This is a genomic window from Pseudomonas sp. RP-B7, assembly GCF_059803535.1.
The window spans coordinates 57,487-70,567 of sequence record NZ_JAPFHC010000002.1; the positions used below are offsets into that span (position 1 = coordinate 57,487).

Consider the following 13,081-nt stretch of genomic DNA (forward strand, 5'->3'; position numbering starts at 1 on the left):
CGTTTTTGTCGAGGGAGACAACTTTCCACCGCCAAATTAATAGCTTGCGCCTCAATCGGCCTTCAGAACCATCAGCAGCGCTTGCTCGGCCAATTGCTCCAGGGTCAGGCTGCCCTCGGCGCGAAACCAGGTGGTGGTCCAGGACAAGGCCCCGGTCAAAAAGCGCCGGGTGATAAACACATCGCCCCTGATGTAGCCAGCCGCCTTGGCCTCGCCAAGTACCTGCAACCACAGGGCTTCGTACACGTCGCGCAGCGCCAGCACCTGGGCCTGGCCTTCGGCAGACAGCGAACGCCACTCGTACACCAACACCGCCATGGCCTCGCCGCTGCCGCCCATGATCGACTGCAATTCACAGCGGATCAGCGCCAGCACGCGTTCGCGCACCGTGCTCGCTTCTTCCAGCGAGGCGCGCATCATCGCCGTGTTGTAGTGGATGGTTTCTTCCATCACCGCGCGCAGGATCTCGTCCTTGCTCTTGAAGTGATGAAAAATGCTGCCGGACTGGATGCCCACGGCACTTGCCAGGTCACGCACGGTGGTGCGCTCAAAGCCTTTGTTGCGAAACAGGTGCGCCGCGGTTTGCAGCAACTTGCCCCGGGCACTGTCGGGGTCGGTCAATTGGCCGGCGTCGACCATGGTGCGCATCACCCCCAGGGCTTTGTGCTCATCCATGCCTCTCTCCTCTACTTCTACTGACGTCTTGGCCGGCAATTTAGGCCGTGGCCGCTACCCAAGCAAGCGCTTGGGCAAAATCTATGTCCAGAGTTTACAAACCAAGCGCTTGCTTGGTAGTCTCGGCGACAGCCATCAGAGCAAGGATTTCTCATGAGTGACACGGTTCGTATCGGCTGCGCCAGCGCCTTCTGGGGCGACACCTGCACCGCCGCCGCCCAGTTGGTGCATGGCGGTGCGCTGGATTACCTGGTGTTCGACTACCTGGCGGAAGTCACGATGTCGATTCTTGCCGGAGCGCGGATGAAAGATCCCCAGGCCGGCTACGCCACGGATTTTGTCGAGGTGCTCACGCCGCTGCTGGCAGACATCCAGCGCCAGGGCATCCGCGTGATCAGCAACGCCGGCGGCATCCATCCCCAAGCCTGCGCCTCCGCCCTGCAAGCGGCCTGCGACAAGGCCGGCATCGCGCTGAAAATCGCCGTGCTGCTGGGCGACGACCTGCAACCCCAACTCAAAAAACTCGAAAACATCACCGACATGTTCGACGGCACGCCCCTGCCCCCCATGTGCGTGTCCGCCAACGCCTACCTCGGCGCGCCCGGCATAACCCAAGCGCTGGGGTTGGGCGCAGACATCATCATCACCGGCCGCGTGGTCGACAGCGCCGTGGTCAGCGCGGCACTGGTGCATGCCTTCAACTGGTCATGGCACGACTACGACCGCCTCGCCCAAGCCGCGCTGGCCGGGCACATCATCGAATGCGGCGCGCAGTGCACCGGCGGCAACTTCACCGATTGGCGCGATGTGCCGGACTACGCACACATCGGGTTCCCCATCGTTGAGGTCAGCGCCGACGGTCAGTTCACGGTGAGCAAAGTCGAGGGCACCGGCGGCCTGATCAGCGAACTGAGCGTGGCCGAACAACTGCTGTATGAGATTGGCGACCCACGCGCCTATTTACTCCCGGATGTGATCTGCGACTTCAGCCAGGTCACCTTGCAGCAACAGGGTGACAACCGCGTGCGCCTGCACGGCGCCAAGGGCCTGCCGCCCAGCGACAGATACAAGGTCAGCGCCACCTGGCCGGACGGCTTCCGTTGCACCGCCAGTTGCCTGATCGCCGGGATCGACGCCGTGGCCAAGGCCGAGCGGGTCAGCCAGGCGATCATCGACAAGACCGCCGAACTGTTCCGCCAACGCGGCTGGGCGCCGTATACCGAGGTGAACATCGAACTGCTCGGCAGCGAAGCCACCTACGGCCCCCACGCCAGGCGCCACGACTGCCGCGAAGTGGTGGTGAAACTGGCGGTACGTCACCCCAGCAAACAGGCGCTGGTGCTGTTCGCCCGCGAGATTGCCCAGGCCGCCACCGGCATGGCGCCGGGGTTGACCGGGATCGTCGGCGGACGGCCGACGGTGTATCCGCTGATCCGCTTGTTTTCGTTCCTGGTGGATAAATCCGTGTGCGCGCCGCTGATCGATTTCCAGGGCCAGCGTCACAACGTTGAACTGCCCGCCGCCGCCCGCCCCAGCACACCCAACGCCGCGGTTGCGCCCCCCAAACCCGAGGGCCAGGCCGACGCCAGCGTGCCGCTGGTCAAACTCGCCGTGGCGCGCTCGGGGGACAAGGGCAACCACAGCAATATCGGCGTGATCGCCCGTGCGCCCGAGTACCTGCCGTGGATCGCTGAAGCGCTGACCCCCGAGGTGATCGTCGAGTGGATGGGCCACGTGCTCGACCCACAGCGCGGCCGCGTTCAACGCTGGTATCTGCCGGGCAGCCACAGCCTCAATTTCCTGCTGGAAAACGCCTTGGGCGGCGGCGGTATCGCCAGCCTGCGCATCGACCCGCAAGGCAAGGCCTTCGCCCAGCAACTGCTGGAAATCCCCATCGCCGTGCCGCAACACCTTGCTGACCAACTCAACTGACAGGAGCGTGGCCATGGCCTTCGATTCGATCTTCAAAGCCGACCTGTTCCAGGGGCACACCGTGATAGTCACCGGGGGTGGCAGCGGCATCGGTCGTTGCACCGCCCATGAGCTGGCGGCGCTCGGTGCGCGGGTGATCCTGTTGGGACGCAAGCCCGAGAAGCTGGAAAAAGTCGCGGCAGAAATTGCCGAAGACGGCGGCAACGCCCATTGGCTGGCCTGCGATATTCGCGATGAAGAGGCGGTGAAGGCGCTGGTCACGCAGGTCCTCAAGGAGCACGGGCCGATCCACGGCCTGGTGAACAACGCTGGCGGCCAATACCCGTCGCCGTTGGCTTCGATCAACCAGAAAGGCTTCGAAACCGTGCTGCGCACCAACCTTGTCGGCGGCTTCCTGATGGCCCGGGAAGTGTTCAACCAATCCATGAGCAAACAGGGCGGCGCCATCGTCAACATGCTCGCCGACATGTGGGGCGGCATGCCCGGCATGGGCCACTCGGGCGCGGCGCGCGCCGGCATGGACAACTTCACCAAGACGGCCGCCTTCGAGTGGGGCTGCGCCGGGGTGCGGGTCAACGCCGTGGCGCCGGGGTGGATTGCGTCCAGCGGCATGGACACCTACGAAGGTGCATTCAAGGCGGTGATCCCGACCCTGGGCGAACATGTGCCGCTCAAGCGCATCGGCACCGAATCGGAAGTCAGCGCGGCCATCGTGTTCCTGCTCAGCCCCGCCGCTGCCTTTATCAGCGGCAGCACCCTGCGCATCGACGGTGCCGCGAGCCTGGGCAGCCGCGCCTGGCCATTGCACAAGGCGCAACCGCCGAGCGAGCCGTTCAACGGCTTCCACCGCGCGTATTTGCCCGATGTGCTCAAGGCGGAGCAATAAACCATGCCAGTGCTTGAATCCTTGATCGACCCCCACAGCGCCCAGTTCGCGCAGAACCGTGAAGCCATGCTGGTGGGCATCCAGCATCTGCGCCAATTGGAGCAGAACCTGCTGAACAAGGCCGAGGAGGCCAGGCCCAAGTTCGACAAGCGCGGGCAACTGCTGCCCCGTGAGCGCCTCAATCTGCTGCTGGACCCGGGCGCGCCGTTCCTCGAACTCGCCAGCCTGGCCGGCTACAAGCTGCACGACGACAAGGACGGCAGCGCCGCCGGCGGTGGCTTGATCGCCGGTATCGGCTACGTCAGTGGCGTGCGCATGCTGGTGGTGGCCAACAACAGCGCGATCAAGGGCGGCACGATTTCCCCCACGGGGCTGAAAAAATCCCTGCGCCTGCAACAGATCGCCATGGAAAACAAACTGCCGGTGGTGACCCTGGCCGAGAGCGGCGGTGCCAACCTCAACTATGCCGCCGAAATTTTCGTCGAAGGCGCGCGCAGCTTTGCCAACCAGGCGCGCATGTCGGCCATGGGCTTGCCGCAGATCACCGTGGTGCACGGTTCGGCCACGGCGGGCGGGGCGTATCAGCCGGGGTTGTCGGATTACGTGGTGGTGGTGCGCGGCAAGGCCAAGCTGTTCCTCGCCGGGCCGCCGTTGCTCAAGGCGGCCACCGGCGAAGTCGCCACCGATGAGGAACTGGGCGGTGCCGAAATGCACGCCCAAATCGCCGGCACCGCGGAATACCTGGCGGAAAACGATGCCGATGGCGTGCGCATCGTGCGTGAGATCGTCAGCGCTTTGCCATGGAATGATCAACTGCCGCAGGTGCCCAAGCGCGCCTACGACGAACCGCTCTACCCCATCGAAGAGCTGCTGGGCCTGATCCCGGACGACCCGAAAAAACCCTACGACGTGCGCGAGATCCTCGCGCGCCTGGCCGACGCGTCGCGCTTGCTCGAATTCAAGGGCGAGTTCGATGCCCACACCGTCTGCGGCCACCTGCACATCCAGGGCCGCGCCGTCGGCGTGATCGGCAACAACGGCCCGATCACGCCAAAAGGCGCGAGCAAGGCTGCGCAATTTATCCAGCTGTGCGACCAGAGCCGCACGCCACTGCTGTTCCTGCACAACACTACCGGTTTCATGGTCGGCACCGAATCCGAACAGCAAGGGGTGATCAAGCACGGCGCGAAGATGATCCAGGCGGTGGCGAATGCGCGGGTGCCTAAACTGACGATTGTGCTCGGCGGCTCCTACGGCGCCGGCAACTATGCAATGTGCGGCCGTGGCCTGGACCCGCGCTTCATCTTCGCCTGGCCCAACAGCCGCACGGCGGTGATGGGCGGCGCGCAGGCGGGCAAGGTGCTGCGGATCGTCACCGAGGCCAAGCAATTGAAAGACGGCCTGGTGCCCGATCCCAAAGTGCTGGACATGCTGGAGCAAGTCACCGCGCAGAAGCTCGACAGCCAGTCCACCGCGCTCTACGGCAGTGCCAACCTGTGGGACGACGGGCTGATCGACCCCCGGGATACACGGACCCTGCTCGGCTTTCTGCTGGACCTTTGCCACGAGGCCCAGATGCGTGAACTGCAACCCAATACCTTCGGCGTAGCGCGCTTCTAGGAGAACAATAAAAATGCTGTTTACCCAGGAACATCAGGAACTGCGCCGCACCGTGCGCGCCTTCGTCGACCGCGAGATCAACCCCTATGTGGATGAATGGGAAAAAGCCGGGCGCTTTCCCATCCACGAGATCTTCCGCAAGGCCGGCGACCTCGGCCTGCTGGGCATTTCCAAACCGGAACAATTCGGCGGCATGGGCCTGGACTACAGCTACTCCATCGTCGCCGCCGAAGAATTCGGCAGCATCCGCTGCGGCGGCATCCCCATGGCCATCGGCGTGCAGACCGACATGTGCACCCCCGCCCTCGCCCGCTTCGGCAGCGATGAACTGCGCGACGAGTTCCTGCGCCCGGCCATCAGCGGCGAGCAGGTCGGCTGCATCGGCGTGTCGGAAGTGGGTGCCGGTTCAGATGTGGCCGGGCTCAAGACCCATGCGCGCAAGGACGGCGACGACTACGTGATCAACGGCAGCAAAATGTGGATCACCAACTCGCCCAGCGCCGACTTTATCTGCCTGCTGGCCAACACCTCCGACGACAAGCCGCACATCAACAAATCGCTGATCATGGTGCCGATGAACACACCGGGGATCAGCGTCAGCCAGCCCCTGGAAAAGCTCGGCATGCACAGCTCCGAGACCGCCCAGGTGTTCTTCGACAATGTGCGCATACCACAGCGCAACCGCATCGGCCACGAAGGCGCGGGCTTCATGATGCAGATGTTGCAGTTCCAGGAAGAACGCCTGTTCGGCGCGGCCAACATGATCAAGGGCCTGGAGTACTGCATCGACAGCACCATCGAGTACTGCAAGGAACGCCAGACCTTTGGCAAGGCGCTGATCGACAACCAGGTTATCCACTTTCGCCTGGCCGAACTGGCCACCGAAATCGAATGCCTGCGCGCGCTGGTCTACCAGGCCACCGAGCAATACATCAAAGGCCAGGACGTCACGCGCCTGGCGTCCATGGCCAAGCTCAAGGCCGGGCGCCTGGGGCGTGAAGTCAGCGACAGCTGCCTGCAATACTGGGGCGGCATGGGCTTTATGTGGGACAACCCGGTGGCGCGCGCCTATCGCGATGTGCGCCTGGTGTCGATTGGTGGCGGCGCCGACGAAATCATGCTGGGCATCATCTGCAAACTGATGGGCACCTTGCCGGGGAAAAAACCATGAATACCCTGTTGCTGGAATCACACAACGGTGTGCTGCACATCACCCTCAACCGCCCGCAATCGCGCAATGCGATGAGCCTGGAGATGGTCAACGAACTGCATGCCGTGTTGGCTCAGCTGGATGGCCACACGCGAGCGCTGGTGATCAGCGGCGCCGGTGGGCATTTTTGCGCCGGCGCGGATGTGAAGGACCTGGCCGCTGCGGGCAGTGATTTGCAGGCGCTGAACCGGGCGTTCGGCACCTTGCTGCAAGCCGTCGAAGCCGTGCCGCAGGTGGTGATCGTAGTGCTGCAAGGCGCGGTGCTCGGCGGTGGCTTTGGCTTGGCCTGTGTGAGCGACATCGCACTGGCTGATCATCAGGCGCAGTTCGGCTTGCCGGAGACAGGCCTGGGGTTGCTGCCGGCGCAGATTGCGCCGTTTGTGGTCAAGCGTATCGGCCTGACCCAGGCACGGCGGCTGGCGCTGACGGCAGCGCGGTTCGATGGGGTGGAGGCGCAGCGGTTGGGGGTGGTGCACTTTACCGAGCGCGATCCCCAGGCATTGGCCGAGCGCCTGGATGAGGTGTTGGGCCAGGTGTTGCGCTGCGCGCCGGGGGCGAATGGGCGGACCAAGGCGTTGTTGTTGGCCAGTGTGGATGAGCCGCTGGAACGGGTGTTGGATCGCGGGGCGCAGTGGTTTGCCGAAGCGGTGCGCGGGGAGGAAGGGATTGAGGGGACGCGGGCGTTTGTGCACAAGCGCAAGCCTGGGTGGTGCAAATGACGCCTTCGCGAGCAAGCCCGCTCCCACATTTTGAAATGCGTTCCACCTGTGGGAGCAGGCTTGCTCGCGAAGAGGCCCGAACAAACACCCCATCAGCCGAGGGATAACCCATGCCCGCATTCAACAAAATCCTTATCGCCAACCGTGGCGAAATCGCCTGCCGCATCCAGCGCACCGCCCAGGCCCTGGGCTACCGCACCGTGGCCGTCTACAGCGACGCCGACGCCGACGCCCTGCATGTGCAGATGGCCGATGAAGCGGTGCCTATCGGCCCCGCGCCCGTGCAGCAGTCCTACTTGAATACGGCGGCGATTCTCGCAGCGGCTCGAATAACCGGCGCCGATGCGATCCACCCCGGCTATGGTTTCCTCTCGGAAAACCCCGACTTCGCCCGCGCCTGTCTGGCGGCAGGCCTGACCTTCATAGGCCCCAGCGCCGAGGCCATCGAGCTGATGGGCAGCAAGCGCCGGTCCAAACTTGCCATGCTCGACGCCGGTGTGCCGTGCATCGCCGGTTACCAGGGCAGTGCCCAGGACGACGCTACCCTGCAACGCGAAGCCGAGCGCGTCGGCTACCCGCTGATGATCAAGGCCAGCGCCGGCGGTGGCGGGCGCGGCATGCGCCTGGTGCACAGTGCCGAGACGTTGCTGGAGAACCTCCACACCGCACGCTCCGAAGCCAGCAACGCCTTTGGCAGCGACGAACTGATCCTCGAACAGGCACTGATCGAGCCGCGCCACGTCGAGATCCAGCTGTTCGGCGACAGCCACGGCCACTTGATCTACCTGGGTGAACGCGACTGTTCGATCCAGCGCCGCCACCAGAAAGTCATCGAAGAAGCGCCCTGCCCGGTGATGACGCCCGACCTGCGCCACGCCATGGGCGAAGCCGCGCTGAAAGCCGGGCGCGCGGTGAATTACGTGGGTGCCGGCACTGTGGAGTTCCTGCTCGACCGCAATGGCCGGTTCTACTTCCTGGAAATGAACACCCGCCTGCAAGTGGAGCACCCGGTCACCGAGCTGATCACCGGCCTCGATCTGGTCGACTGGCAATTGCAGATCGCCGCCGGCCAGCCACTGCCGCTGACGCAACAGCAGGTGAGCCTGACCGGCCACGCCATCGAAGTGCGCCTGTATGCCGAAGACCCGACCCAGGGCTTCCTGCCGCAAACCGGCGAAGTGCTGCGCTGGACGCCAGCGGCGGGGGTACGCATCGATCACGGCGTCAGCGAAGGCCAGCGCATCAGCCCGTTCTACGACCCGATGCTGGGCAAAATCATCGCCCATGGCGCCACCCGCGAAGAAGCGCGGCGCAAGCTGCTGCGGGCGGTGGAAGACACGCTGTTGCTCGGCGTGACCACCAATCAGCGGTTACTGGTGGCGTTGCTCAGGCATCCGGATTTTATCGGCGGCGATTTCAGCACCGGCTTTATCGCCGAACACTTCAACGACATCGCGCGCCCACCCGTATCAGCCGAACAACTCGCCCTGGCCGCCGCGCTGTTCTATCAGCACAGCGCCGAGCGGCATCCCCCGGGCCTGGCGGGCTGGCGCAACAACGTCGGTGTGCCGGGCACTTACCGCCTGGAGGTCAACCACGAGCTGCATAGTGTCAGCGTTGCCCCGCTGGCGCTGACCAGCGACGGCCGCCACGTCAGCGCCGTACTCAACGGCATCCGCCGACGCATCGCCTACCACCTCGACGGCGACCAACTGTGGCTGCCGGGCCTGAGCGTGACCAACCGTACCCAGCAAGTCGCCCGCCGCCAGGCCGACGCGCGCAGCGGCACGGTCAAGGCGCCGATGGACGGGGCCATTGTCGATGTGCGCGTCTGCGCCGGTGACAGCGTCAGCAAAGGCCAACTGTTGCTGGTACTCGAAGCGATGAAAATGGAGCATCCACTGCTGGCCGGCATCGACGGGGTGATCAAGGACGTGCAGGTGATCGCTGGCGACCAGGTGCGCAACCGCCAGGTATTGCTGGAGATCGAATAACGCCTAGGCGGAACTACGCGGCCGGGCTACGCTCTATCCCCATCAAGAAGGGAAGAGACGGGAACCTGCACGATGCCTCATTGGCTTGTTATTGACCTTGAAGCCACCACGGATGACGGCGGCTGGCCCGTGACGGAGATGGAAGTCATCGAGATCGGCGCGAGCCTGGTGAACCGCCAGGGCCGCGAACTGGATCACTTCCAGCGCTTTGTGCGGCCCCTGCGCCGGCCCTTGCTGACGCCCTTCTGCCGCCAGCTGACCCACATCACCCAGGCCAATATCGACGGCGCCGCGCCGATCACCGAGGTGTGGCCGCTGTTCGAGCGCTGGCTGGCCCAGCATCAGGCGCGCCTGGAAGGTTGGAGCAGTTGGGGTGACTACGACCGCAAGCAACTGGAGCTGGAATGGCAGCGCCATGGCCTGGCCAGCGCACTGGCGCAAACGCCCCATGTGAACCTCAAGCAACGCTTCGCCAAGGCCCGGCGGCTGGACAAGCCGCTGGGGCTCAACGGCGCACTGCAATTGGCGGGGATGCAGTTCCAGGGCCAGCAACATCGGGCCCTGGAGGATGCGCGTAACACGGCACGCCTGCTGCCGCTGATTTTGCCGGTCTAGGCAGCTCCCCTGCCCTTGGGCATACTGGCCGACCTTTCCAGACCCTTTTTCCGAGGATTCACCCATGTTTAAAGTCAACGAGTACTTCGACGGCACCGTCAAGTCGATCGCTTTCGGCACCGCAGAAGGTCCGGCGACCATCGGCGTGATGGCCCCGGGTGAATACGAATTCGGCACCGCCCAAGCGGAAATCATGCACGTGGTGTCCGGCGCGCTGACCGTCAAGCTGCCTGAAGCCGGCGAGTGGGAAACCTTCGCCGCCGGCAGCCAGTTCAACGTACCGGCCAACAGCAAGTTCCAGCTGAAAGTCGCCGTAGACACTGCTTACCTGTGCGAATACCGCGGCTAAGCCGTCGCGTGCGGAAAAAAAAGCCCGTCTCGCAGGAGACGGGCTTTTTTTATTCCAGGATCGTTACCGGCATCCCGACGGCCAGTTGGCCGATGCCATCGTTGACCAGGTTCTGCCCGAAGATCGCGCCGTTCTCGGTCTTGCGATAGGTCTCCAGGGTGGCGAAGGGTTCACGGTCGGCGCTGCGCTCGCCGGTCTGCGGGTCGATGGTGGTGAGGATGCAACGCGAGCAGGGCTTGACCGCACGAAACTCCACATCGCCGATGCGCAGGCGTTTCCAACCGTCTTCGGCAAAGGCCGCACTGCCTTCGATCACCAGGTTGGGGCGAAAACGCAGCATTTCCATGGGACGGCCGATGCGTTGCGACAGGTCGTCCAGGGACGCCTGGCCGATCACCAGCAACGGGTAACCATCGGCGAACGCGACCTGGTCATCGTCCTTGCCGTAACCCGCTTCGGTGGTGCGGGCGCGTTCCAGGGGGATCTGTACCAGGCGTGTGGGCTTGCCGATAAAACGGCTGACCCAGGCCGCCGCGGCATCACCCGCATCCGGCACGCGCAGGGTGTCGCGCCAGATGGTCACGCCGCGCAACTCGGCGTCGCTGCCGGGCAGCGTCACGTCCAGCGCGGGGTGGCCGGGTGAGCTGAGGGTCAGGCCACCGGCGCTGTTCCACAGAGCCGACAGCTGGCTCATCTTCGCCACCGCACGCTGGGTGAGGAAACGCCCGCTGGCCTCGTCCACCAGCATCCAGCGTCGGTCGCCGTCCAGCCCGAGTTTATCCAGGCCGATCTGTTGCAAGACCTCGGCCTTGCCGGACTTCAAGGGGTAACGGTACAACGCGCTGAGACGAAGCATGGGCCTGCGTTCCTTGGGACGAAAGCCACTACCCTATCCCAATCCCCACTTCCTGGCACCTTGTGCTGAACCTGTGGCGACAGAGCTTGCTCCCTCGCCTCAGGTCAAACGGGCACTTCGTCCAACATCAGGCGCTGACGCACTACGTCCACCAGCTTGTCGGGCTGGAATTTGGACAGGAAGTTGTCGCAGCCGACCTTCTTCACCATCGATTCGTTGAAACTGCCCGACAGTGAGGTGTGCAACACCACGTAAAGACTGCGCAGACGCGGGTCGCTGCGGATCTCGGTGGTGAGGCGATAACCGTCCATCTCGGGCATTTCAGCGTCGGTGAAGATCATCAGCAGCTTGTCGGTCATCACATGGCCGGCGTCGGCCCAGGCCTTGAGCATGTTCAACGCCTTGAGGCCGTCACTGGCGATGTGCATCTTCACACCCAGTTGGCCGAGGGTATCGCGCAGTTGCGACAGGGCCACGTTGGAGTCATCCACCAGCAGCACTTCGCGGCCACGTGCACGCTCCAGCACCGGGTCTTCGAGTTTTTCCCGCGAGACCTTGGCGTTGTACGGCACGATTTCGGCCAGGACTTTTTCCACGTCGATGATTTCCACCAACTGGTCGTCAACCTTGCTGATGGCCGTGAGGTAATGCTGGCGCCCGGCGCTGGTCGGCGGTGGCAGGATGGCTTCCCAGTTCATGTTGACGATGCGGTCCACGCCGCCCACCAGGAACGCCTGCACCGAGCGGTTGTACTCGGTGACAATGATGGTGCTGTTCGGACCCGGCACCAATGGGCGCATGCCGATGGCCTGGGACAGGTCGATCACCGGCAACGTCTGGCCGCGCAGGTTGACCACGCCGCAGACAAACGGATGGCGCTGGGGCATCAGGGTCAACTTGGGCAATTGCAGGACTTCCTGCACCTTGAACACGTTGATTGCAAACAGCTGCCGCCCGGCCAGGCGAAACATGAGGATCTCCAGGCGATTCTCACCGACCAGTTGCGTACGTTGATCTACCGTGTCGAGAATGCCGGCCATTAAAAGCTCCTGATGCGCTAAGGGTTTGTGTAGCTCACTTATGGCTGTTTATCGGCGGCGACCGCCAGATCTTGACCCCGTTAAAATGCCACGTAATTTAATTGATGTCACACTGACATCATGCTTTACTGGCCTGACGCTTCATATGGCAATCTTGCGACCCACGGCGACACTCAAACCGACGCAAGGTTCCGTCATATAAGGGATTCCCCTATACGCAATCAGGCCCAACCTGATATTCGCAATATCTAATAGCCATTAATGTGACGCCATTCTCACTTGCATGAATGGAGTCAGGCTTTTGTTTGCTATGCCAAGCCCCCCGCCCACGGGTCTTCCAGACATTTACATGCTGGCAACCAAAGCCGCGCAAACGCCGCCAATGATGTGGGTAATGCGCGGTTTTTGTGTGCATTCAAATAAACGTCCTACTAAAAGTTCAGACGCCCCCTACAGACCCAAGTCATATTTCAGCGCTAGTTTTACGCCATTCACCCGATGCGGCATCTCATCGCCCGACCTTACGACCTTACGTTGTGGAGACTTGCATGATGAATAGCGCAAACGAATGGCAAACCGCACTTCCAGAGTTTCTGCTCGAAGCGGAAACACTGCTGGCCAAGTCGGAAGAATGCCTGAGCCACCTGCATCTGATCCGCAACGACAGCGATGCGATCGACTGCATGAAACTCAGCCTCACCAAACTAGCCGAAAAGGCCGATAGCCTGGCCCTGCAGGCCATCAGCGAATTCTCGCGGCACATCCAGTACCTGATTGCCAACGCCGTCAACCCGCTGCAACTGCATGATCAGGCCCTGGATGCGTTGCATGCCTGCCTGACGTTGTTGGCCTGGCAACTGGAACTGATCGACACGCGTACCGGCGAACTGGGCCTGGACGAAAGCGAACAAACCACTTTGATTGCGACGGTGGCCTTGCAGATCCCGCAGAAAAACTTCGGCCATAAACCACAGCAGCGCCTGCATCACGCGTCATGACTGCATGCTGATTGGGTAAAGTTGTCGCTTTTAATCAATGACTTATCCAAAAACGACAACATTAATTAATACGCGACGTGCACTTATATCCCGGCAAAATAACGCCGGTTATAAGCACACGCTTATACAGCGCGAGCGGCGATATATAACCTTCGTTGCTAAAGTGACGTTTGGCGACCAACGGTAA

The 13,081-nt window shown here is 62.9% G+C and carries 12 protein-coding genes; 9 read left to right on the plus strand and 3 right to left on the minus strand.

Annotated features, from left to right (window positions below; all coding sequences use genetic code 11):
• Positions 1 to 51: 51 nt before the first annotated feature.
• The gene (locus OPU96_RS03060; RefSeq protein ID WP_192296965.1) at positions 52 to 675 is read right to left on the minus strand and encodes a TetR/AcrR family transcriptional regulator; all 624 of its coding nucleotides are present in this window, start codon (positions 673 to 675) and stop codon (positions 52 to 54) included.
• A 153-nt stretch (positions 676 to 828) separates the two neighbouring features.
• On the opposite strand from OPU96_RS03060, the gene OPU96_RS03065 reads away from it, so the two are divergent.
• The 8 genes from OPU96_RS03065 (at position 829) to ppnP (ending at position 10,000) form a co-directional block, all read left to right on the plus strand.
• On the plus strand, positions 829 to 2,607 hold the full coding sequence (locus tag OPU96_RS03065) for an acyclic terpene utilization AtuA family protein (RefSeq protein WP_498558631.1): 1,779 nt from the start codon (positions 829 to 831) through the stop codon (positions 2,605 to 2,607).
• A gap of 13 nt (positions 2,608 to 2,620) precedes the next feature.
• Entirely contained in the window at positions 2,621 to 3,493 is an 873-nt protein-coding gene (locus tag OPU96_RS03070; protein WP_498558632.1) for an SDR family oxidoreductase, read from the plus strand.
• 3 nt (positions 3,494 to 3,496) lie between these two features.
• Positions 3,497 to 5,113, plus strand: coding sequence for a geranyl-CoA carboxylase subunit beta (gene atuC, locus OPU96_RS03075; protein ID WP_305391292.1), 1,617 nt, complete (start codon positions 3,497 to 3,499; stop codon positions 5,111 to 5,113).
• A gap of 13 nt (positions 5,114 to 5,126) precedes the next feature.
• Complete coding sequence (gene atuD, locus OPU96_RS03080; protein WP_498558633.1) at positions 5,127 to 6,284, plus strand: citronellyl-CoA dehydrogenase; 1,158 nt, start codon at positions 5,127 to 5,129, stop codon at positions 6,282 to 6,284.
• Positions 6,281 to 7,042 (plus strand): enoyl-CoA hydratase/isomerase family protein, encoded by a 762-nt coding sequence (locus tag OPU96_RS03085; RefSeq protein ID WP_226455016.1) that lies wholly within the window; start codon positions 6,281 to 6,283, stop codon positions 7,040 to 7,042. The genes atuD and OPU96_RS03085 overlap by 4 nt, the downstream gene beginning before the upstream one ends.
• A 110-nt stretch (positions 7,043 to 7,152) precedes the next feature.
• Positions 7,153 to 9,036 carry an acetyl/propionyl/methylcrotonyl-CoA carboxylase subunit alpha gene (locus tag OPU96_RS03090; RefSeq protein ID WP_498558634.1) on the plus strand — a complete coding sequence of 628 codons (1,884 nt, stop codon included), beginning with the start codon at positions 7,153 to 7,155 and terminating at the stop codon, positions 9,034 to 9,036.
• A gap of 72 nt (positions 9,037 to 9,108) precedes the next feature.
• Entirely contained in the window at positions 9,109 to 9,651 is a 543-nt protein-coding gene (locus OPU96_RS03095) for a 3'-5' exonuclease (RefSeq protein ID WP_192296972.1), read from the plus strand.
• A gap of 64 nt (positions 9,652 to 9,715) precedes the next feature.
• Positions 9,716 to 10,000 carry a pyrimidine/purine nucleoside phosphorylase gene (gene ppnP / locus OPU96_RS03100; RefSeq protein ID WP_192296973.1) on the plus strand — a complete coding sequence of 95 codons (285 nt, stop codon included), beginning with the start codon at positions 9,716 to 9,718 and terminating at the stop codon, positions 9,998 to 10,000.
• Between the two features lie 49 nt (positions 10,001 to 10,049).
• Here ppnP and OPU96_RS03105 read toward each other — a convergent pair whose 3' ends face one another.
• Both OPU96_RS03105 and OPU96_RS03110 read right to left on the minus strand, forming a co-directional pair.
• A complete protein-coding gene (locus OPU96_RS03105; RefSeq protein WP_192296974.1) occupies positions 10,050 to 10,856 on the minus strand; it encodes an MOSC domain-containing protein in 807 nt (268 codons plus the stop codon).
• 104 nt (positions 10,857 to 10,960) lie between these two features.
• Entirely contained in the window at positions 10,961 to 11,896 is a 936-nt protein-coding gene (locus OPU96_RS03110) for a chemotaxis protein CheV (RefSeq protein ID WP_498558635.1), read from the minus strand.
• A gap of 548 nt (positions 11,897 to 12,444) precedes the next feature.
• Between OPU96_RS03110 and OPU96_RS03115 the strand changes: the two genes are divergently transcribed.
• Entirely contained in the window at positions 12,445 to 12,894 is a 450-nt protein-coding gene (locus OPU96_RS03115; RefSeq protein WP_192296976.1) for a hypothetical protein, read from the plus strand.
• Positions 12,895 to 13,081 lie beyond the last annotated feature (187 nt).

Coding starts and splice junctions, on each gene's coding strand:
- atuC (WP_305391292.1), top strand. CDS start 3,497: ATGCCAGTGCTTGAATCCTTGATCGACCCCCACAGCGCCCAGTTCGCG.
- OPU96_RS03060 (WP_192296965.1), bottom strand. CDS start 675: ATGGATGAGCACAAAGCCCTGGGGGTGATGCGCACCATGGTCGACGCC.
- OPU96_RS03065 (WP_498558631.1), top strand. CDS start 829: ATGAGTGACACGGTTCGTATCGGCTGCGCCAGCGCCTTCTGGGGCGAC.
- OPU96_RS03110 (WP_498558635.1), bottom strand. CDS start 11,896: ATGGCCGGCATTCTCGACACGGTAGATCAACGTACGCAACTGGTCGGT.
- OPU96_RS03095 (WP_192296972.1), top strand. CDS start 9,109: ATGCCTCATTGGCTTGTTATTGACCTTGAAGCCACCACGGATGACGGC.
- OPU96_RS03115 (WP_192296976.1), top strand. CDS start 12,445: ATGATGAATAGCGCAAACGAATGGCAAACCGCACTTCCAGAGTTTCTG.
- OPU96_RS03085 (WP_226455016.1), top strand. CDS start 6,281: ATGAATACCCTGTTGCTGGAATCACACAACGGTGTGCTGCACATCACC.
- atuD (WP_498558633.1), top strand. CDS start 5,127: ATGCTGTTTACCCAGGAACATCAGGAACTGCGCCGCACCGTGCGCGCC.
- OPU96_RS03090 (WP_498558634.1), top strand. CDS start 7,153: ATGCCCGCATTCAACAAAATCCTTATCGCCAACCGTGGCGAAATCGCC.
- ppnP (WP_192296973.1), top strand. CDS start 9,716: ATGTTTAAAGTCAACGAGTACTTCGACGGCACCGTCAAGTCGATCGCT.
- OPU96_RS03070 (WP_498558632.1), top strand. CDS start 2,621: ATGGCCTTCGATTCGATCTTCAAAGCCGACCTGTTCCAGGGGCACACC.
- OPU96_RS03105 (WP_192296974.1), bottom strand. CDS start 10,856: ATGCTTCGTCTCAGCGCGTTGTACCGTTACCCCTTGAAGTCCGGCAAG.